General features: G+C 56.3%; 14 protein-coding genes. 8 read left to right on the plus strand and 6 right to left on the minus strand.

From position 1 onward, the window contains the following. Positions 1 to 31: 31 nt before the first annotated feature. Positions 32 to 974 (plus strand): IS630 family transposase gene (locus AC1DXO_RS02720; RefSeq protein WP_476976546.1). Its coding sequence is split into 2 segments (ribosomal slippage): positions 32 to 367 and positions 369 to 974, totalling 942 coding nucleotides; the frame shifts between segments, so codons are not numbered across the junction. A 76-nt stretch (positions 975 to 1050) separates the two neighbouring features. On the opposite strand, the gene AC1DXO_RS02725 is transcribed toward AC1DXO_RS02720, so the two are convergent. The 3 genes from AC1DXO_RS02725 to AC1DXO_RS02735 all read right to left on the minus strand — a co-directional run bounded on the left by AC1DXO_RS02725 (position 1051) and on the right by AC1DXO_RS02735 (position 3075). Beyond that, positions 1051 to 1731 carry a DedA family protein gene (locus tag AC1DXO_RS02725; protein WP_476976547.1) on the minus strand — a complete coding sequence of 227 codons (681 nt, stop codon included), beginning with the start codon at positions 1729 to 1731 and terminating at the stop codon, positions 1051 to 1053. Positions 1732 to 1801: 70 nt separating this feature from the next. Beyond that, positions 1802 to 2200 (minus strand): DoxX family protein, encoded by a 399-nt coding sequence (locus tag AC1DXO_RS02730; RefSeq protein ID WP_476976548.1) that lies wholly within the window; start codon positions 2198 to 2200, stop codon positions 1802 to 1804. 11 nt (positions 2201 to 2211) lie between these two features. Then, on the minus strand, positions 2212 to 3075 hold the full coding sequence (locus AC1DXO_RS02735; protein WP_476976549.1) for a pirin family protein: 864 nt from the start codon (positions 3073 to 3075) through the stop codon (positions 2212 to 2214). A 96-nt stretch (positions 3076 to 3171) separates the two neighbouring features. On the opposite strand from AC1DXO_RS02735, the gene AC1DXO_RS02740 reads away from it, so the two are divergent. After that, a complete protein-coding gene (locus tag AC1DXO_RS02740; RefSeq protein WP_476976550.1) occupies positions 3172 to 4065 on the plus strand; it encodes a LysR family transcriptional regulator in 894 nt (297 codons plus the stop codon). 109 nt (positions 4066 to 4174) lie between these two features. Here the strand turns inward: AC1DXO_RS02740 and AC1DXO_RS02745 are convergent, their stop codons facing one another. Then, on the minus strand, positions 4175 to 4573 hold the full coding sequence (locus tag AC1DXO_RS02745; RefSeq protein WP_476976551.1) for a winged helix-turn-helix transcriptional regulator: 399 nt from the start codon (positions 4571 to 4573) through the stop codon (positions 4175 to 4177). Positions 4574 to 4626: 53 nt separating this feature from the next. Here AC1DXO_RS02745 and AC1DXO_RS02750 point away from each other — a divergent pair, with 53 nt between their 5' ends. Together AC1DXO_RS02750 and AC1DXO_RS02755 are read left to right on the plus strand one after the other, a co-directional pair. Next, positions 4627 to 5298 carry an NADPH-dependent FMN reductase gene (locus tag AC1DXO_RS02750; protein WP_476976552.1) on the plus strand — a complete coding sequence of 224 codons (672 nt, stop codon included), beginning with the start codon at positions 4627 to 4629 and terminating at the stop codon, positions 5296 to 5298. Positions 5299 to 5371: 73 nt separating this feature from the next. After that, on the plus strand, positions 5372 to 7171 hold the full coding sequence (locus AC1DXO_RS02755) for an amidohydrolase (RefSeq protein ID WP_476976553.1): 1800 nt from the start codon (positions 5372 to 5374) through the stop codon (positions 7169 to 7171). Between the two features lie 407 nt (positions 7172 to 7578). Here AC1DXO_RS02755 and AC1DXO_RS02760 read toward each other — a convergent pair whose 3' ends face one another. Then, positions 7579 to 9594, minus strand: coding sequence for a Sip1-related alpha-galactosidase (locus tag AC1DXO_RS02760; RefSeq protein ID WP_476976554.1), 2016 nt, complete (start codon positions 9592 to 9594; stop codon positions 7579 to 7581). Positions 9595 to 9710: 116 nt separating this feature from the next. Beyond that, positions 9711 to 12425, minus strand: a complete 2715-nt coding sequence (locus AC1DXO_RS02765; RefSeq protein WP_476976555.1) for a TIM-barrel domain-containing protein — start codon at positions 12423 to 12425, stop codon at positions 9711 to 9713. Positions 12426 to 13256: 831 nt separating this feature from the next. Here AC1DXO_RS02765 and AC1DXO_RS02770 point away from each other — a divergent pair. The 4 genes from AC1DXO_RS02770 to AC1DXO_RS02785 all read left to right on the plus strand — a co-directional run bounded on the left by AC1DXO_RS02770 (position 13257) and on the right by AC1DXO_RS02785 (position 20461). Next, entirely contained in the window at positions 13257 to 14780 is a 1524-nt protein-coding gene (locus tag AC1DXO_RS02770) for a sodium:solute symporter family transporter (RefSeq protein ID WP_476976556.1), read from the plus strand. Between the two features lie 119 nt (positions 14781 to 14899). Continuing rightward, positions 14900 to 16072, plus strand: a complete 1173-nt coding sequence (locus AC1DXO_RS02775; RefSeq protein WP_476976557.1) for an ROK family protein — start codon at positions 14900 to 14902, stop codon at positions 16070 to 16072. Positions 16073 to 16285: 213 nt separating this feature from the next. Beyond that, on the plus strand, positions 16286 to 18115 hold the full coding sequence (locus tag AC1DXO_RS02780) for a beta-L-arabinofuranosidase domain-containing protein (protein WP_476976558.1): 1830 nt from the start codon (positions 16286 to 16288) through the stop codon (positions 18113 to 18115). Between the two features lie 72 nt (positions 18116 to 18187). Then, complete coding sequence (locus AC1DXO_RS02785; protein ID WP_476976559.1) at positions 18188 to 20461, plus strand: glycoside hydrolase family 3 C-terminal domain-containing protein; 2274 nt, start codon at positions 18188 to 18190, stop codon at positions 20459 to 20461. Positions 20462 to 20527 lie beyond the last annotated feature (66 nt).

The raw sequence follows: 20527 nt of genomic DNA on the forward strand, positions 1-20527 counted from the left end.
AGCTAAGTGCTGGGTATCGAGGCCAGTTGTGATGACACGACCTTATTCTGAAGATTTGCGAGAGCGTGCGCTTGCACGAGCAGATGGCGGGGAGACAGTCCGTGCTATAGCCGCGGCGTTACGGATTAGTCCTTCATGCGTTTCGAAATGGAAGACGTTGAGGCGGGAAACGGGTGGTGTTTCCCCTGGCAAGATCGGCGGGCATAAATCCCGAACCTTATCCGGAGCGACTGCGGATTGGCTGCGCGAGCGCATGGCCTCGAAGGCCTTCACAACGCGTCAACTGACAGCAGAACTGACGGAGCGCGGTATCAAGACGGGGCGGCGGGCCGTCTGGGTTTTTGTGCGCGGCGAAGGGCTCAGCTTCAAAAAAAACCATTTATCCGACTGAGCAGGATCGTCCCGACATCGCTCGAAAGCGACAACGCTGGAAGGATCATCAAGGTCAGGTTGATCCAAAGTGCCTGGTTTTTATTGATGAGACCTGGATTAAAACTAACATGGCTCCGCTACGGGGCTGGGGACCTAAAGGTCAACGCCTACACGCCAAAGCACCCTACGGCCACTGGAAGACCATGACCTTCATCGCCGCCTTGAGGCACGATCGGATTGACGCTCCCTTCGTTTTCGATGGCCCAATCAATGCCGAGTTGTTCACACTCTACGTCCAGAAAATCCTGGCACCAACGCTTGGATCAAGTGACATCGTCGTTCTCGATAATCTGGGCAGTCACAAAGCAAAAGCGGCTCGTAAGGCAATCCGCGACAGGCGTGCTCACATGCTGTTTCTGCCCGCCTACAGCCCAGACCTAAATCCAATCGAGCAGGTCTTCGCAAAGGTAAAACACTCCATGCGAAAAGCCGAAGAGCGCACGGTTGAAGCCACTTGGAGAAAGGTCGGACACGTCATCGATCTCTTCCAGCCAGACGAATGCCTTAACTACATCAGAAACTCAGGATATGTTTCCATGTAAAAGAGGCACGCTCTAGAGCGAAATGACTTTAGATGGAATCGTCATTTCGCTCTAACTTTTTGTTTTGTCGCGCAATTTAACCGAAAAGTGGTGTCCACTTTATCGGATTGCGCTCTAGCCCAACAAGTTCCTGGACCGAAATGCGTGCCATTTTCAACGACTTGACAAACGCCCTATAGCGAAGCCAGCGGAAGGCGATATAGCCCAATACAGCGGCCATCAGGAGCGCAAGACTGTACGGTCCCAGGTCGGAAAGCATCGTAAGGATCTGATGGACTGCGGAATGGAAAACAACGCCCAAGATGAGGAAGCTCGCATGCAAGGCGAGAAGTCCGCTCCCCGTAAAGCCCGCAAAGATTGCCATGTTCAGGTCGGCCGCCCCGGCAAGCGCAATCGCGATGATGCCTGTTCCGGGGATAAATTTTGACGCGACGAGCGACAAGTTGCCGTACTTGCCATAAAGGCCGTTGGTTTTTTGCACGCAGCTGTCGGGTGACGACGAAAATCGGCAGGCGAAGGCCAAGAGGCGGCCGCCATGCTTCCGCGCCGCAAGGAACCAGACGAAGTCGGCAAGCATTCCGCCCGCCAGTGCCGCCATTAACACGCCAACCAGGGTCAATGGCTCTCCGCTGGAATAGGCGGCCGCTGTCATGACCACGACCGGCGAAGCCGATGGCAGGCCAAGTTCATCGAGAAAGACCGCAACGAAGACAGCCACCAAGCCATAGTGCGTTAGCAGCGAAACGACATTGTCCATGTCTCTGCTCCGGTTGCGCACGGTTTCGCCGACGAAAGTCGAAACCGTGCTATTGTTCAGATGATTGCCGTCAGGCTGCGCGGCCGCCACGAGCGTCGAAACTGAAACCGCCGGCGCCAAAGGCAACGACCTGAAGAAGGCCGCCGATGATGGCGATATTCTTCATGAAATGGATCATCTGGTTCTGGTCAGCGAAATTACTATGGAAACCAAGGCCTGCTCCAAGCGTAAAGACCGCGAGCACTGCCGCCACAAGCCGAACGCGGTAACCGACAAGCAGGAGCAGACCACCCGCCAGTTCGACTACCAGGGAAATACCATACGCCATCTCGGGAAACGGAAGATGTGCGGAACCGATATATCCGATCGTTGCGGCTGGTGCTGCGATCTTGCCGATGCCGGACAGGAGGAACAAGATGGCAATGAGAAGCCGGCCGAAGGCGGGCAGGAAACGTTGAGTATTGGACACGGTGATAACCCCTAACCCTTGAACACAGGCACGGTGGCTTGGCTGTTCGGATCGACCGTCAACAAGGCGCGCAACTCTTCTATCTTCGCTTCACCCTTCTGCAACGCCTCTGGCGTTGTATGCACCGAATAGTAGCCAGTCACGAGGTCGTAGGGATGTGGCACCGCCGAGGCGATCACGAAATTGACCTCTCCTTCATCAGTGGCCTGTAACTCAATCGGACCGGGGCCGGATGCGAATATGGCCATGACGCCGGTTTCAATCCCTTGAAGCGCACCACGGCTCACGCTCAGCCAAGCCGTGTCGTGACCTTCCGGTGGCAGGTAAGTCCACTTTTCGCCGGCTTGCAGGGTGACGAGTAAATAGTTGATGCCCTCTGGTGACCGCACAGGGCTCTGAACACCTTCGTATGATCCCAGGATGAGGTGGGCAGGACCGGATACAGGCATATCTTTCGATTCAATGTACTGACTGTCCACTTCGCCATTTTCGAGCTCAGGGGGCAGGGCGAGCCAAAGTTGGAAACCTGTGATCGTTTTTGAACGTCCAGCCGACATCTCTTTGCCATGCCAGACGCCACCGCCGGCGCGCATCCATTCGACACCGCCGTAGCCGATATAGCCCTGACCGGAATCCACATCATCAAAGTGCATTTCGCCGTCTGTAAACACCGTGACCGTAGCGATGCCGGAGTGAGGATGCAGGGGCATGCTTCCGGCAAAACTGGCGTCGGCGTAGACCAGGTCGAGGAAAACAAAGGGCTTCAAGCGTTCGCCCAAATCGCCGGGGCTCATCAGACGTATTATGGGTCCGTGGGCGCGGCCCTTTGTCTTGTGAGTGATGGTACGGCTCAAGATTTTTGTGTGTGCGTTCATGGCAACCTCCATTGACATCAATATAGCTTTCGTCACCTATTTGATAAGGAGAGAAAAACATATATAATTCATCGGTTTTATATATAGGTGGTGGCCATGCTCGATGGATTGTCTTTGGACCAGTTGCGCCTTTTCGTCACCGCGACAGAACTGGGGAGCTTCTCGGCGGCCGGGCGAAAGTTCGGACGCGCTCAGTCGGTTGTGAGCCAACACATAGCGGGCCTTGAAAAACTGCTTGGCGTTTCCCTGTTCGAACGGAATGGCAGGACCCCCAAGCTGACAGCGCAGGGTGAGAACCTGCTCGGTGTAGCCAGATCTATTCTTCGTAGAGTAGATGATCTCAAAGGCCAGGCCAGAATGTTGGGGGAAGGGCTGGAGCCAGAGCTGTCCGTGGTGGTGGACGTCATGTTTCCGCAGGCGATGTTGACCGAGGCGCTTAAGGCCTTTGCCGTGAAGTTTCCACATACGGCTTTGCGCCTGCATGTCGAAGCGATGGGCGCGGTACCTGAGCTGGTTTTGAAGGGCCGGTGTCAATTAGGGGTCATGGGGTCCCTGCCAAGTATTCCCAAGGGACTGGAGAGTGTCCCGCTTGTCTCAGTGCCGCTGGTAACCGTTGTAGGACCAGATTCCGTTTTGGCTCGATTAAAAGGCCCGATTTCGCAAAACCAGCTGACCGGTCAGGTACAACTGGTGCTGACCGATCGTTCCGATTTAACAGAAGGACTGGATTTCGGCGTCATCGGGACATCGGTCTGGCGCCTTGCGGACTTAGGCGCGAAACACGCTTTCCTTAAGGCCGGGCTCGGATGGGGAAATATGCCAATGGAAATGGTGGCGGATGATTTAATGGCCGGAACACTCGTCAGGATCGACGTCGGCTTCCCCGATATGCCAACGATAGCCATGCATGCCATATTCCGTCGGGACCTTGCGCCCGGACCGGCCGGTCGATGGTTGATCGCCAAGTTGCAACGAACTGACGACATTTGACAGAGCGGTGCCCGTGGCATCATTGAAGCCGAAGAAGACCTTTCGCATGTGCTGCGACGATGCTGGAGGCCAGGCTGGTAGCTTCGACAGCCCGGCATGGGAGATAGGCTTATTGCAGCGAACGACGCGCTTCGTAGGCAACGCGCGCAGACTCCATGTGCGTACGATTTGCAACCACCCATTCAGCAAGTGCACTGACCGGGACCAGGAATTCACGTCCCAGGTCCGTCAGCGCGTATTCCACCTGCGGCGGCGTAACCGGCGTGACAGTCCTTGAAATGAAGCCGTGTTGCTCAAGGTCACGAAGTGTGGAAGCAAGAACTTTTTGGCTGATTTCACCAATGTCGCGGCGCAAGGCGTTGAAGCGGCAAGGGCTGTAACCCAAGCGGCGCACGATCAGCATTGACCACTTGTCAATGATGCGTGCGAGCAAACGGCTGATGTGTTCGCACGACGAGGTATCTTCAGGGTTATCTGGTTTCGAAAAAGTGCCTTCTTGATCGATCATGGGAACCTTTCGTACTGTAGTTTCGTCCAGAAACCACCATACATGAGGCCGTCATGAAATCGAAGTCCCAAAAATCGGGAAGCCGCTTCGCCGGTTGGTTTCGGTCGGAAACCAAGTCACGCGAGGTTATTATGACGCCCAAGCCCAAAATCGCCGTTATCATCGGCTCCACTCGTCCAACCCGGTTCGCCGACGTCCCGGCCCAATGGATTTTAAAACAAGCCAAAGCTCGGTCCGATATGGACGTTGAGCTTGTTGACCTGCGCGACTACGACTTGCCTTTCTTCGACGAAATGGCTTCGAACATGTGGATGCCGAGTCAGAACCCGGCAGCTGTCCGCTGGCAGGAGACCATCGCCAAATACGACGGCTATATCTTCGTCGTCGCTGAGTACAATCACTCAATTACCGGCGCGCTGAAGAACGCCCTCGACCAAGCTTACAAGGAATGGAACCGTAAGCCTTTCACCGCGATCGGCTATGGCGGTGTCGGCGCCGCCCGCGCTATCGAACATCTCCGTGGCATCGGAGTCGAACTGCAAATGGTCTCGACGCACGCGACCGTTCACATCGGCGGTGGCGATTTCATGACCATCTATCGGATGGGCGGTAACAGGCCGATCGAAGAGATCGAAGCCCATCTTCTGCCCAACACGACGACGGCTCTCGACGAACTGGTCTGGTGGGCAAAAGCGACAATGGCGGCCAAGGCGGCGGAAGGGTGAAACGCGTCGTTAAACCAGCCCAATTCGAGGCCTTTCCTGCTCGAACCCTAGCCGCCCACTGGAGACCATCACGATGAAATGGCTAATCGCCCTACTGGCCGCAACGATGTGGGTTGGCGTTGCGAACGCTCAACCTGCAGAGACACCCGTCGGTGCTGACCTGATTGTATTCAACGCAAAGATCAGCACCGGCACCCTTTCCCAGCCTTCAGCATCGGCGCTTGCCGTCAAAGCCGGCAAAATCTACTCGGTCGGAACTGATTCCGAGATCCTGAGCCTCAAGGGGCCCGACACCCGGGTGATCGATGCCGGTCTCAGGCGTCTCGTACCCGGTTTGCATGACGTACACACCCATTTGCTCAATGAGTACAGCTACAACTACACCGTAAGGTGGGACGGGGTGCCTACGTTACGGCGGGCGCTGGAAATGCTGAGCGAACAAGCCAAACGAACACCAGATGGCCAGTGGGTCAAGGTGATCGGGGGTTGGTCGCCTTATCAGTTCGAGGAGAAACGCCTTCCCACGCAAGACGAGCTCAGAAAAGCCGTTCCCAACCACCCCTTGATTGTCCAGTATGCATATAACCGCGCCTTCTTGAATAAGCTTGCCATGAAGGCTTTCGGGGTGGGAACCGACAAGTTCCCTGCACTGCCGGGCACGGAGTTTGAGAAAGATAGTCAAGGCAAGTACACCGGCGTCTTCACCGGGCAAACCTTTACGTTCATCGCGCTCGAGTTCATGGTTCCCCAGCCTTCGGCCGAGGAGCGGCTAAGCTCCTACATATACGCCATCAATGACCGTAACCGGTTTGGCATCACGTCCGTGGTCGATGCGGGCGGGACGTCCTATCCTGGGGGGCATGCACCTTTGACTGCCCTGGCTGAGGACGGCCGGCTTAACATACGGTTTCAGTTTATCGATATTCAGCTGCCGCCGCCTGAGGGCCTCTCACTGGTGGATGCTGAAATCAATACCATTACGAGGACTGCCCCTATCAGTCCTGGGCAGAACACCTTCCCCGGCATGGCGCACGGTCATGAGTATGAAGGGGCCGGGGAACTGCTCCGAATGGAGCTACACGACCATGAGAACTTCGACAGGCCTGCCGTCGTTATCGACCCGGGCCTCATGCGCGAACGTATCGTGGAAGACGTCACCAAGCTCGTGTCGCGCCGGATCCCCTTTCGCATGCACATAAGCTATGATGAGAACATTTCGCCATTTCTCGATGCCTTGGAAGAAATCAACAAAAAAACGCCCCTCGACGGATTGCGCTGGGGCATCGACCATGCCGAGACGATTTCGCCCGCCAATATCGCCAGAGTCAAAAAGCTGGGTGGGGGTATCGCCCTCGACCAAAAGATGGCGCTGCATGGGGACGCGTTTGCTTCGACCTACAGCATGAAAAAAGCACAGGAAACACCGCGCCTGAGAATGCTCGTGGATAGTGGTATCCCCTTGGCCATGACCACGGATGCGTTCAGGGCTTCGACTTTCAATCCATGGGTTGGCATCAGCTGGATGACCACCGGAAAATCCGTGTCCGGATCTGAAGTACTGTCCGATGAGAACCGTTTGACACGCGAAGAGGCGCTCGCCTTGTTTACGAAGGGCCCCGCTTGGTTCGTGGGTCAAGAAGGCGAAATGGGTCGGATCGTCTCCGGAAATTTGGCCGATTTCGCCCTTTTGAACAAAGACTACTTCGCCATACCGGATGACGAGATCAAAACGATCTCTTCTGTCTTGACCGTCGTCGATGGCAGGGTTGTCTTCGGCGCGCAGGATTTCATCGGTCTGGCGCCGAAACTGCCCGAGGCCCTTCCTGCTTGGTCGCCGGTGAAGTACTTCGGTGGCTACTATGAGGCCAAGTGAGACCGTCACCGTTACGCCTTAGCAGGCTGTTGAAAAAATGCACTTTTGGGCGATAGATAAAGCAAGAAAAGGGGGCAGCAAGAAAAGGGGATCGCGGTGACTCGAACTAGAGTTACATGCTATTGAATTTATAGATATTTTAAATGTTCCTATTTTGAGCGGCCGCCAATATGGCCCCCAAATAAAATGTGCTGTTCGTGTTCCAGTTCTAAATAACATTTAAATACCCGGAACTGGATTGTCTAACCCACGCCGACGAGGCCGAACCTTCAGCCTTCGCGACTGCATGAGACTCAATGCGACGCAAACCGAAGACGATATGCCGAGCGAGAATTCCAAGTTCAAGATGGCTTTTGCGCAGAAATGGCCTGTAGAGTCTCTGTGCGGAACGCGACACATAGATTGCCTTAAGCTACGGTAACGCGATACGTGCGAGGGCCGTTTGTCAGGGGGATGGTCAGCAAATTGTCCCGGTAAGTGAACGGTGCGGTCTGGTTGTCGATTTGCACAGATGCAGGAGCGCTGACGGCATAGATCAGCAGAGCGCCTTCATCGCGTGCGATCAGGCTGAGCCTGTCGCCGTCCCATGTCAGGTCGTCGACCGATGCCAGTCCGTTGAGCTTTTCTTTCAGCCCGAATACGGCCTTGCCATGATGAAGTGGCGCGACACGGACCAGTTCGTGCTCCATACGGCTGCAGCGAATGGGAAGGGCGTGATCCCAGCCGACGGCGTAGACCGTCTCTCCGAAATGGCTATAGCCGACATAATCGCCTTGCAGCAGGCCAGTAATATCCGACAGGCGCCATTCTCCCGAAACCATATCGGTATCGGCCAGGTTGGCCAGGAGCAGCAGCGCGCCATCCCTGGTCAACGAAGACGCCTTGAAGAGAGCCGGTGACTGGAGTTGGAAGAGACAGTCTTTTGTCGGGCGCAGCGGGGTATCAGCACGTAGTGTCAGGCCTTCGGCATCGACCAGCGATTTGAGCAAGGGTACGTTATGCTCTCCGGCCTTGTCGGTGATATAGATCGGCGCACAGTTGGCGGCGCGCACCGAGGCATGCAGCGCGGCATTTGGGTTGGTCGATTCGAACATGTCGAAATCGGGGAAGACCATCTCGCCGAACCACAGTGCGTTATGCATGGCCTGAAGACAGTGGGCGGCGGCGTTGCCTTCCTGCAGGTCGTAGGTCTCACCTGGTTTATAGGGGAAGTAGTCCTCTACTGAACGGGCAACGGCCGTTGTTCCGAAGTTCAGGAAGGCGTCATTGGTCATGTCCATGCAATTGATCAGGGCGTTATCGAAATGCTTGGCTGCCCCCTTATTGATGGCATTGTGAATGGCGGTGGCCAGGTCCCATACCGGGTAGCTGTCCTTGGCCATCCGTTCCGCGACCAGTTGGTTGTCGACCTTCAGAAGGCTGATGCCGGCGGCTTTCAGATCGGCGTAATAGGTATCGAAATAGGGATCCAGAATCGCGGGATCGGGTTTGAGGAAGCTGTAGGTCACCAGCTTTCCCGACGTGTCGGTGGGCGACGTCGTCTGGGTCCAGGAAAACAGATCGCCTGTGTGTTGCCTGCCGAGCTCGGATTTCGGATCAATGCCGTTCCAATAGGCGTTGAAGGCGTGCCAAAGGCCGACATGCTTGAACCCATGATCGTTTATCAGCTTGTCGACCAGGGGCTTGAAGCCGCCGGGGAACCTGGCTGTATCGGGCTGTTGGGATTGCAACTGATTGTCGACCGCCTGGAAGTGGCCATCATCGAGCACGATAGTGCGGATCGGCGCGCCAGCAGCCTTGATCGTTTCGACCTGGTCCAGCACCCAATCTGCAGACAAGTTTTTGCCGAGATTCGAAGCGTTCCAGGTGTTCCAGCCGAGATTGGTCAGGGCGTCGGGAAGGGATTTATGCTTGCGCAGGTTCTCCGGCGTGCCGAGCGCGTCCATGGCATCTTCAAAAACCGCGGTGATTGTGGCGTAGAGATCGGCGCCAAAGGCTATGGCGACTTGCGGCATCGGGCGTGTCGGGCGGGCAGGGCCAAGTGCCCGGCCGATCGTCATGAGCCTGTGGCCGTCCGTGCCGAGCGTGGCGCGGAAGCCGCCACCACCGAGTGGCAAGGCAACGCCATAGGTGCCGTCGTCATATTGCCAGTAGGTGAACTGGACGTCATCCGCTTGCAGGTCGGCGGCATGCGTCATGGCCATCGGCTTGGTCCACGATTTCCACGGGGCGTAACGCCAGAAGGCGACGCCTTGTTTGAAACCGGGCAGGTCGCCGAAGCTGAGACTAACGACCGCCCCTGAAGGCAAGGTAGCGGTGCTGGCCGATCTAAGCGACAGGACATGGCTGCCGTTCTTGCCGTTGATCTGAACAAGTATCGGCTTGATCGCCGCTTCCGAAGCATAGGCTGTTATGCCCCGCAAGCGCGTCTTTCCGCCATGCACAAAGGCGACAGGCCTGCTGGATCGGCGCTTTGCCAAGGCAGGCGACCCGGCGAAAACGCCTATCGAAAGAGCGGTAATAAAGGTACGCCGATGCATCATGAAAGTTCCAGGGTAACGGACTCTGAGGCAGACACAGTGACAGTCTTGGTGAGCAGTTGGCTGTTGCCGTCATGCACGGTCACGGCGAAGGTCGTCGTCGCGTCGGCACCCGGATAGGTACCATCGGCCGGCGCGAAGGTCAGCTTGCGCGCAGCATCGCTCCAGGTCAGTGGCCAATGACGGCACTTTCCCTTTTCATAGTCGTGACCGTCACCTTCGTCGTCATAAAGCGTGAAGGCGCCATCGGCTCCGGCATAGATGTGCAACTCAATCTGCTCGGGTTTTTGCGTGGCATACTGGATGCCGGGTGTTTGCGGGAGGATCGACCCGGCCTTGACGTAGACAGGGATGTCGCTGAGTGCAGGCCGGACTTTCAGCGTCTGTCCGCCCTTATAGCGTTGGCCATCCATGAGACCGTACCAATCCGAACCGGCTGGCAGGTAAACATCAAGAGTCTTGTCCGGACTGACATGCAAATCTGCCTTGCGCGAAGGTCTTATCCATTCGACCCACAGACTGACGATGTCGGGCGTGGGCTGGCTCTGCGTCAGTTCGAAGGTGTAGGCTTGGCCGGCCTTCAGCACCATGTCGAAGCCATAGACATTGTCGCCATCGTGGCCGCCGAACGATACGCCGCCATTGGCCTGGGTCGCGGTGCCTGTATCCGTCCCTTTACTGGCGATTTTCGTCACACCGTCCAGCGAGAATTTTATCAGGCCCTGGGTGGTGATCTGGATCCTGTGCGATCCTGATTCCTGGGCAATGATCTTGCCTTTCCAACGCGCGCTGTAAGGTTTCCCTCTCAGGTTGAACGGGATATCGCCGAACCAGCTCATCTTCAGATCGTCGCCGTGACGCGTGTCGACCTGTTTCTCGAAATTGGCGCCTTCATAGAAGGTGATTTCAGGGGCCGGTCCATCGATACCCACGGCGGCATAGTTCGGTATGAACTCGAAATAGTTCTCTTGTTCTGCTTCCAGGGGGGTATTGACCACGGCCACCAAAAGGTTGCGGCCAAACATATATTGGTTCGGATGGCCTGCGATATTGCCATCAGCGGCATAATCCATGACCAGCGGCCGCAGGAAACTCTCGTTCTTGTACGTCACTGCCGCGGCCTGGCTATAGATATAAGGCATCAGCGTGTAGCGTAGATTGAGCGCCTTTTTTAGGGCTTCATAGTGCGGATCACCGTCGGAGCCCATCGCCCAGAGCTCACGACGAATTTGGGTGCCGTGCGCCCGGAAGACCGGCATGAAGGCGCCGAACTGGAACCAGCGGACGTAAAGTTCACGATAGGCTTTGTTCTCCAGGCCACCGGGAAAACGGTGGGTGACAAGGAAGCCGCCGATATCATTGGTCCAGTAGGGCAGGCCGGACAGGGCGATTTGCTGGGCCGCAACGATCTGGTAGTTCAGGGTTTGCCAGCCGGCAAAGATATCGCCCGACCAACTGACGGTGCCGAAGGCCTGCTGGCCGGCATAGACCTTGCGGGTCAGCGTCAGCGGCCGCTTGGCATCGGTCTGGGCTCGCTGGTTCTGGTAGAACAGCCGTGTTTGATAATAGCTGAAGGTCATGAGGTGGTCCTTGATCGGACCCGCCGCGCAGTCGCCGTTTTCGGCATAGGATTTGGCGGTAACGTACCGGCTACCGGTCGCCATGAATTCCGGCTCATTGCCGTCAGTCCACAAACCGTCAAGCCCGACCGATAAGAGGCCATCATTGACATGCTTCCAGTAGATGTCGCGCGCCCGCGGCGAGGTGATGTCGAGGACCTTGCCGCCGCTCCAATGCGGTCCCTTGAAGAGCAGGCTCTCGGCGTCGAGGTCCTTGAACACCGCGCTGGCGGGGCCGAAGGCGGGCCAGACCGATGCGATGACGTGGGCGTGTTGTGCATGGACGTGATCGCACATGCCCTTGGGATCGGCGAAACTCACCTTGTCCCACACCATGCCGCTGAAATAAGCGTCGTCGCCCCAATAGTGCCAGTCCTGCACGATGACGTCGATGGGCAGCTTTCTGTCGCGATAGCCGTCGAGGATACCGGTCAGTTCCGCCTGGGAATTATAGCGCTCCTGCGATTGCCAGAAACCGTAAGCCCATTTGCCCAGGAGTGGCGCCTTACCTGTAAGACGGCGGTAGCCGGCGATAACGGCGTCGGCATCCTTGCCAAGACAGACGTGGTATCGGATCAGGGGCGCCGTGTTGGAGTAGGTCAGCTGCGTCCCGGCGTTTTTCAGGTGGGTATCCGTATGGGTATCCCACAGAAGGCCGAGGCCGTTCGGGCTGAACAGGAACGGGTTGACCGCGTCCATATTGGCCTGCGCCAGGTAGATGGCCTTATCGCGGTAATTGGGCATAGCATCGCGAAACTGCCCCAGGCCATAGAGATCGCTGGCGGCGGGGAGGTCGAAGGTCTGCGTGTCGAGCCGTGAAGAGGTATCGCTGAGGTAAGGTATGCCGGCGCGATAAAATCCAATATGCATTGTCCGCTTGTTGATGCGAACCTCAAGGTCGTCGCTTACCAGGCTGGCGCCGGCGGCGGTTTGCGACAGTTTGATATTACCGGCCAGCGAGTCCGGGGACAGAAAAAAGCCCGCTGCGTCGGGCGAACTGCCCGTGGCATATTTGACGACGCTGACCGTGCCTGAAGCCGCAAACAAAATGTCGACTGTCAGGTCGCCGGCGGTAAAGTTGGCACCGCCTTTCACGACCTGAAGCGTACTAAAGCCTTCAGCCGCGCGTCTCTTTTCGGTCGCCTTCGCTTCGATTGCGGTTACCGTGAGAGGCAGAACAGCACCAGCGGTAAGGACATGACGACGATTTGGTTGGACACTATTTGGCATTTTAAACTTCCCTGGTATCGGCTTTTTCGAAGGCCTCACTATGATTAAATAAAGACAAGATAATTAAATTTTGTGCAAGTGTATTTTCCAAGCCTGGATCAAAATCTCCACGTAATTGGCAAGTCGCTAAAATTCTACTATGTGCATCGGCGGAAAGGCTGGCTTGGACAGACGTGCGCAACCCCAATCAAGCTTAACTGCGCGATGCGCTGGACCGGCTGACCTGCATATTCAAATTTTTGCCGACCATGCTGCTTTTTAAGAGGGTTTTGGTGACGATCGCGACCTGATGGAGAGTAGCTTGTCAGTTCGATTCCTTACAGGCCACGGCGGCCAGGCAGTCTGCCTGTTGCGGGCTTAACGGTGATTGGAAGGCGTGCGCTCTGTAGTTTAACCTCATGGCGTACCCCGGGCTATGTTGAGCATTGTCTTACATAATAGAATTTTTGTAATTCGGTGAGTTGAAGGTTGGCGGTCATTACGTTAATCAAATTTATTTAATACCAGTCGGATTGAAATCCGCTGTAAGCTGCCTATCAGAAAGCCGCATTCACTGGGTAGAAAGACATTATGAAATCAAAATCGCTGAAAAACATGCTACCATAGTCCCCCCAGCTTTGCTTCTTGTCGGTTATGCCGCACCACATCCTAAGCGTCATTGATATATTCGTTATTTTTGCTTACGTCGGAGGCCTAATGGTCTTCGGGCTTTGGCGCGTGGCCCGCAACGAGTCGGTCCAGGGCCATTTCCTCGCAGGCCATTCGGCCGCCTGGCCGCGAATCGGATTTTCTCTATATGCATCGACAATTGGCGTCACTTCGCTGGTAGGGCTTACAGGCACTGCCTATGCTCATGGCATATCTGTCTTTGCTTATGAATGGATGGCGGCGCTGGTCTTTCCAGTTTTCTGTGCATTCGTTTTGCCAACATATTTGCGCTCGAACGTATTTACCGTGCCTGAGTTTCTTGAGTTGCGATACGGCCAGTTTGTCAGAAAGTATGTGTCAGCGCTAAGCATTGTTCTCGACATCGTTCTTGAGGCCGCCGCTGTCCTGTTTGGGGGCGCCGTAGTTTTCAGGATCATGGTACCGGATTGGCCACTGTGGGCCATTTGCACGTTACTTGCGGGGCTTTCGGGAATATTCCTGATAGCTGGCGGCCTAAGGGCGGTGATCCGCGTGGAATCCATCCAGGGTATTGTCATGGTCACCGTCTGCGCGTGCCTGGCGGGATTCGCCTTTCATGCGGCCGGTGGCATCCAACAGGCGTTGCGGTCACTTGACCCTGTCCGACTAAAACTTATCATGCCAGCCAGCGATACAACTATGCCATGGATCGGCTTGGTTACGGGTGTGCCTCTTATTGGCTTTTATTACTGGTGTACCAATCAGACCATGGTTCAGCGTGCTTTGGCAGCAAGGACCCTTGACCACGGTCGATGGGGTACTTTGTTCGCCGGCGCTTTGAAACTTACGAACCTATTTCTCGTCATATTGCCAGGCGCTGTCGCGGTGCTTATATACCCGAATCTGGCTAATGCAGATCAGGTTTTCCCAACCATGGTTTTTAGCTTGCTGCCTCCAGGCCTTATCGGTCTTCTACTGGCGGCCTGCCTGATATCGATCCTTTCGTGCCTAGCTTCAGTGTATAATTCCACCGCAACCTTGTTGACCATGGATTTTATCCGCCGAATGCGACCCGGTTTGTCTGACCGACAACTGATTTTTATCGGTCGCGGCTTAACGGTCATACTGATGGGAATATCAATTCTTTGGGCACCGCAAATAGGCAACTTCAAGGACACGCTGTGGCAATATCTGCAGGCAATTATGTCCTACTTCGTCCCGCCTATTGCAGCTGTTTTTGTCGCCGGATTCTTTTTCCCACGTGCCAACGCCATGGGGGCAGCGTGCGGCTTGGTCGTTGGGACAGTCGCCAGTTTCGTGGGCTTTTTGGGGATCGAAATTTTGGGGATCATACCTATACATTTTCAGGTGGCGGCCGTTCTGATCTTCCTGCTGGCCTTGGCGAGTGTGTTGATGGGCAGCCTGATGGCGCCTGCGCCTGACATCACGCGGATAGCTTCACTCATGTTTTCGCGAATGACTTGGCGTGCAGAAACGCTCTCTCTGAAGTCAAGACCCTTTTACAAGAATTACCGTTATCTTTCTCTGGCCTTGATGGCGTTGACGGGAGCGATCGTTATCTGGTTCTGGTAAAAGACATTTCTTTCGGAAAGGATGCTCGCTTGATATTGCCTGGTTGCCATGTCATGAAAACGACTAGTCATGGTACTGGTGTGGTCGCTTGGACCAGTTATAAAGTGAGATATGCATAGATGGCGCTCGGCGCGCGCACGCATCCAGGTCCGATAGGAGAGGGGATTGGCTCAAATCCCTCACGCGCGGGGGACTACAATCAGCGTTTGGTCCTTCAAACGATACGCGCAAAAGGGCAGACCACTTACGCGGAAATTGCTGCAATCTGCGGCCTCACACACCAGTCGGCGTTGAATATTGCGAGACGTCTGAGCAGTGACGACCTCGTTATGGAGGTTGGCAAGACATCTGGTCAGCGCGGACAGCCTGCGGCCTTGCTGCAAATAAACCCAAAAGGCGCATACTCGCTAGGGCTGAATATCGATCGCTATCACCTCACACTGGTGGCGATGGACCTCACGGGTGAGATCAAGTTTCGGGCGCACCGCGAAATTGCCTTCCCATTGCCGAGCGATGTTTTAGCATTTCTGCAGGCCGAGGTTGCGGGAATGCTTACGCGGCGGATAATGCCCAAGAAACGGTTGATAGGCCTCGGAATAGCGATTCCCGACGGAATGCATAATGCCAATATTGATGACAAGCCCCCCGAGTTTCAGCAGTGGGCGTCAACCGACATAGCCGCGGTTTGTAGAGAGGCACTAGGTCTTCCTGTCTTTTCCGCCAATGATGCGACTTCCGCTGCCATTGGAGAGCACAGATTTGGTAAAGGGGCGGAGTTCCGCAACTTTACCTATGTCTTGGTCAGCGCCGGCTTGGGCTGCGGGATGATTATTGATGGCAAGCCTTATACCGGGGGTAAAAACCATGCCGGCGAAATCGGCAACATCCCTATTTCCAGAAACGGGAAGAGGACAATTCTATGGGATGTCGTATCACTCTATGCTTTATATGGCGAACTGGCGCGAAGCGGATTTACCGTCTCAAGCACTGGGGCCCTCGAGCCAAATAACCCTGCGATGATGGTCGCTATTGATCGGTGGATCGACGCAGCCGTGTCGTATATGATCGAGCCTTTTTTGAGCCTCAACTATATTCTTAGTCCCGAAATCAATTTCATCGGTGGGCAGCTGCCGCGCTTCATTGTCGAAAGACTATGTGAGCGTCTAAATCGACAAATTGTCCAATTTGAAACTTACACACCAATCACATTATTCATGCCATCGACTATTTCAAATGATGCCTCTGCTTTGGGCGCGGCAGTAACCGTATTTCAGCATAAACTTTTACCTTAACCTATCTAGCACTGCTTCTCGCCAAAGTAGTGTTAATTAAAACAATAATATCAAAAAAACACCCGAGCCAGATGATAATTTCCCTTCGCTGCTTCAGCCTACGCCTTTGCATGGGCAACGACGAGCGGCACGGGGCAAAAAGCCCTTGAAAATGTCTGACAAACCTGCTTTTTTAAATTAAATTAAAGTTAAATAAGAAATCAGGGACGGAAAATGGCTTCTTATTCGAGACGAGCTTTTTTAGCGGGTGGCGGCGCGGCGCTATGTGTCTGCGGGGCCGCGCACGGCGCCGGACTGAACCCGCTGACCACCAAGCCGGCCCTGCGTTTATTCGAGCATTCCCAGGTGCAATTGAGCGCGGGGCCGTTGCTGGACCAGTTCGAGTATCAGCGCGACCTCTTCCTGCACCTTGACGATGACAAGCTGCTGAAACCCTTCCGTTTGCGCGCGGGTATGCCGGCGCCGGGCGAGGATATGGGCGGCTGGTACGACGACTCGCGTGATTTCCACGTCGATCCGAACGACTGGAGCACAGCCAACTGGCACGGCTATATTCCCGGCCACAGCTTCGGGCAATATGTCTCCGGACTGGCGCGCGGCTATGCCATCACCGGCGATCCGGCTGTCGCCGAAAAGGTGAGGGGGCTGGTAAGCGCCTATGCGCCCACCGTCGGACCGGATTTCTTCAAGGGTTATTACTTGCCGGCCTATACCTACGACAAGCTGGCGATCGGGTTGATCGACGCTTACCGGTATGCCGGCCTTAGCGAGGCCGCGGACGTGTTCGACAGGTTGACGGACGCCGTGTTGCCCTTCCTGCCGGAAAAGGCCCTGACCCGCGAAGAGCGCCGCGCGCGACCCTATACCAGCGAGGCCGACATATGGGATGAACCCTATACCTTGCCGGAAAACCTGTTCCTGGCCTGGCAACTCGGCATGGGGGACCGTTACAGGGCATTGGCTCTGCGCTACATGCAGGACGAGGCACTATTCGATCCACTCGCCAAGGGGGTAAGTCCCTTCAAGGGCAAACATGCCTACAGCCATGTCAACGCGCTCAATTCCGCCATCGAGGCCTATTATGTGACGGGCGACGCCAAATATCTGGCGGCCGCCAAAAACGGCTTCGATTTCGTATTGGCGCAATCCTACGCGACCGGCGGCTGGGGGCCGAACGAAGAACTGGTGGCGGCGGACGACACCGAAACACTCTACAAGATGCTGACGCAGACGCACCGGTCGTTTGAGACGCCGTGCGGCGCCTATGGCCACTTCAAGGTTGCGCGTCATCTGCTCTGCCTGACCAGGGACAGCCGCTATGGCGACAGCATGGAAAGGGTGCTCTACAATACCATCCTGGGCGCGACGCCGACCCTGCCGGATGGCAGCACCTTTTACTATTCCGACTACAACATGGCGGCGCACAAATTTTTTCGCGATGAAAAATGGCCGTGCTGTTCGGGCACCTTTATCCAGTTGACCGCCGACTACGGCACCTCGGCCTATATGCTGGACAGCCGCGATCTGTACGTCAACCTTTACGTTCCCTCGACGGTGTCGGCGGAGTTTTCCGGGCATGCCGTGACGCTTGCGCAGGCAACCGCTTATCCGCTGGAGAATACCAGCCGCCTGACCCTGAGCCTCAAAAAGCCCACGGCCTTTGGCTTGCAACTGCGCATTCCGGCATGGTCCGGCAAGGCAAGCCGCGTCACGATCAATGGACGTGTGCACAAGGGCGCCGTGACTCCGGGCAGCTTCCTTGCGTTGCGCCGGACATGGCGTGACGGCGATGTGGTCGAGGTCTCGTTCGACATGGCCTTGCGACTTGAGGCGCTGAACGCAGCGCATCCGAATGTGGTGGCGCTGATGACAGGGCCGCTGGTCCTGATGCCGGTCGCGGGAGAGGCAAACCCCAGCCGCGAAAACCTGCTGGCAGCGAAGCGTCACGGCGCGGACGAATGGCGGAGCGGGACCGTCGTGCTGAAGCCGTTTATGCACATCGAAGATGAGCCGTATCGGCTCTATACCGAATTACAGTCCTGAAGCCTTGAGGGCAGGGTTGGGGACTAACGCAGTGTCGGTTGGTGAGGCCAACGACAAAAAGGAACGACGACCATGACCAAATCACTATCCGGCCTCAAAAGCGCTTTGCGCAGCGGGCTTGCGGTTGCGGCGATCACCTTTCTTGCCACGGTTCCGGCCTTGGGCGCGGCGCCGACCGGGACCCCCTGGATGGATACTTCCCTGTCTTCCGACCAGCGTGCCGAGTTCCTGCTGAACGCGATGACAGAGGACGAAAAGTTGCTGATGGTCTTCGGCTATGCCTCGGGCGATCAACTGACTCAAATTGATCCGACCGTCATTCCCGGGGTTAATTCCAGGGACGTCGTGGCCAGCATTATACCTGGTTCGGCCGGCTACGTACCAGGTGTAAAAAGGCTCGGCATACCTGCCCAGTTCCAGACGGACGCCTCCATGGGCGTGCGCAATCCCAATCTTGAGCGAACATCGCTACCATCGTCGTTGGCGACGGCGGCTTCCTGGGACCCCAAAGTTACCGAAGACGGCGGCAGGATGATCGGGTCGGAAGCACGCCTGTCCGGTTTCAATGTGATGCTGGCGGGTGGGGTAAATCTGCTGCGTGAACCCCGGAACGGCCGCAACTTCGAATATACCGGCGAAGACCCGCTTCTGGCCGGAACCATGGCGGCCGGCTTGATCAGGGGCATTCAGGCGAATAATATCGTTTCGACCATGAAGCATTTTTCGATCAATTCGCAGGAGACCGGCCGTACAATCGTAAGCGCGCAGATCTCCGAACCGGCCCTGCGCATGAGCGATAATCTGGCCTTCGAGATGGCCATCGAGCAGTCCAGTCCGGGCTCGGTCATGTGCTCCTACAACAAGATCAACGACATCTATGCCTGTGAGAACGACCAGCTTCTGAATCAGACCCTGAAGAGCGATTGGGGCTTCAAGGGTTATGTCATGTCCGACTGGGGCGCCGTCCATTCTACCGTTCACTCTGCCAATTCTGGTCTGGATCAGCAGTCAGGCTTCCCTTTCGACAAAAAGCCCTACTTCGGTGTCATGCTCAAGGAAGCCATCGAGGACGGTTCGGTTCCTCAGGCCAGACTTGACGACATGGTCCGTCGCATCCTGTGGGCATTGTTCGACAAGGGCGTGATGGATAATCCCGTTGACGCTGCGCCCGGCAAGGCCGCATCGATCGACTTCGCGGCGGATCACCAGGTTGCGCAGGCCGCCGCCGAACAGTCTCTTGTCCTGCTGAAAAACGATCGCGATCTGCTGCCGTTGAAGACGCCAAAGTCGGTGGCGGTCATCGGGTCCTACGCTGACAAAGCGGTGTTGGCGGGTGGCGGGTCGTCAGGCGTCACGCCGGTCGGGGGAAATGCCGTACCAGGATTGGAACCCAAATCTTGGCCGGGTCCGGTGATTTGGCAACCGTCCTCACCCATGAACGCGCTGCAGGGGCTGCGACCGCGGACACGCTTCACATACAATTCTGGCGATGACATTGCCGCGGCGGCCAGGGCGGCCGCGGCCGCCGACGTGGCCATTGTATTTGTCCATCAGTGGGCCGGCGAAGCCTTCGATGTGTCTCTGTCACTGACGGGCAATCAGGACGACCTGGTTGCTGCGGTGGCCAAGGCCAATCCGAACGTCATTGTCGTCGTCGAGAGTGGTGGCTCCGTGCTGATGCCGTGGGCAAAAGACGTGAAAAGCATTCTTGCTGCCTTTTACCCCGGCGCGCGCGGTGGGGAGGCGATAGCTCGGGTTCTGACGGGCGAGGTCAATCCGTCCGGCCATTTGCCGATTACCTTTCCCACGTCTGACGAGCAACGGGTGCGCGCCAAACTGGATGGGGAAGGGTTGCCCGAGGGCACGCCCTTTACCGCCCGCTATAGCGAAGGCGCGGCCGTCGGCTACAAGTGGTATGACATCAAGGGCTTTAAGCCTCTCTACGCCTTCGGTCGTGGCTTAAGCTACACGACCTTCCTGTACTCGGACCTGATGGTCAAAGGCGGACCAGGCGACCTGTCGGTCAGCTTCACTATAACCAATACTGGTAAGCGAGACGGTAAGGCCGTCGGCCAAGTCTATGTCTCCGGCCCGGATAACGCGGGATGGGAGGCGCCGAAACGCCTGGCTGCCTTTGACAAGTTGTCCCTCGCCGCCGGTGCGAGCGGCAGGGCGACGGTCAGGGTCGATCCGCGTTTCCTAGCCGTCTATGACGCGACTGCCCATGAGTGGGTGATCGCGCCTGGGCGTTATGCCTTCCGCTTGGGTGGTGCCTCGGACGAATTAGGCGCCGAAGTGATCTACACCACATCTGGAACCCGGCTTAGTGCGCGCGACGGCAACTGAAGCGGGTTACCCTGCTTACCTAATCAGCAAACGCATTTGCATTCGGCGGAGAAGCGGGCAACCGCT

It is taken from the genome of Asticcacaulis sp. P2_C5 (assembly GCF_056404555.1).

What these genes read in the sequence shown, in the direction of transcription:
- AC1DXO_RS02770 (WP_476976556.1), top strand. Translation starts at nt 13,257, where the DNA reads ATGGTCTTCGGGCTTTGGCGCGTGGCCCGCAACGAGTCGGTCCAGGGC.
- AC1DXO_RS02745 (WP_476976551.1), bottom strand. Translation starts at nt 4,573, where the DNA reads ATGATCGATCAAGAAGGCACTTTTTCGAAACCAGATAACCCTGAAGAT.
- AC1DXO_RS02725 (WP_476976547.1), bottom strand. Translation starts at nt 1,731, where the DNA reads ATGGACAATGTCGTTTCGCTGCTAACGCACTATGGCTTGGTGGCTGTC.
- AC1DXO_RS02740 (WP_476976550.1), top strand. Translation starts at nt 3,172, where the DNA reads ATGCTCGATGGATTGTCTTTGGACCAGTTGCGCCTTTTCGTCACCGCG.
- AC1DXO_RS02775 (WP_476976557.1), top strand. Translation starts at nt 14,900, where the DNA reads ATGGCGCTCGGCGCGCGCACGCATCCAGGTCCGATAGGAGAGGGGATT.
- AC1DXO_RS02785 (WP_476976559.1), top strand. Translation starts at nt 18,188, where the DNA reads ATGACCAAATCACTATCCGGCCTCAAAAGCGCTTTGCGCAGCGGGCTT.
- AC1DXO_RS02735 (WP_476976549.1), bottom strand. Translation starts at nt 3,075, where the DNA reads ATGAACGCACACACAAAAATCTTGAGCCGTACCATCACTCACAAGACA.
- AC1DXO_RS02780 (WP_476976558.1), top strand. Translation starts at nt 16,286, where the DNA reads ATGGCTTCTTATTCGAGACGAGCTTTTTTAGCGGGTGGCGGCGCGGCG.
- AC1DXO_RS02755 (WP_476976553.1), top strand. Translation starts at nt 5,372, where the DNA reads ATGAAATGGCTAATCGCCCTACTGGCCGCAACGATGTGGGTTGGCGTT.
- AC1DXO_RS02750 (WP_476976552.1), top strand. Translation starts at nt 4,627, where the DNA reads ATGAAATCGAAGTCCCAAAAATCGGGAAGCCGCTTCGCCGGTTGGTTT.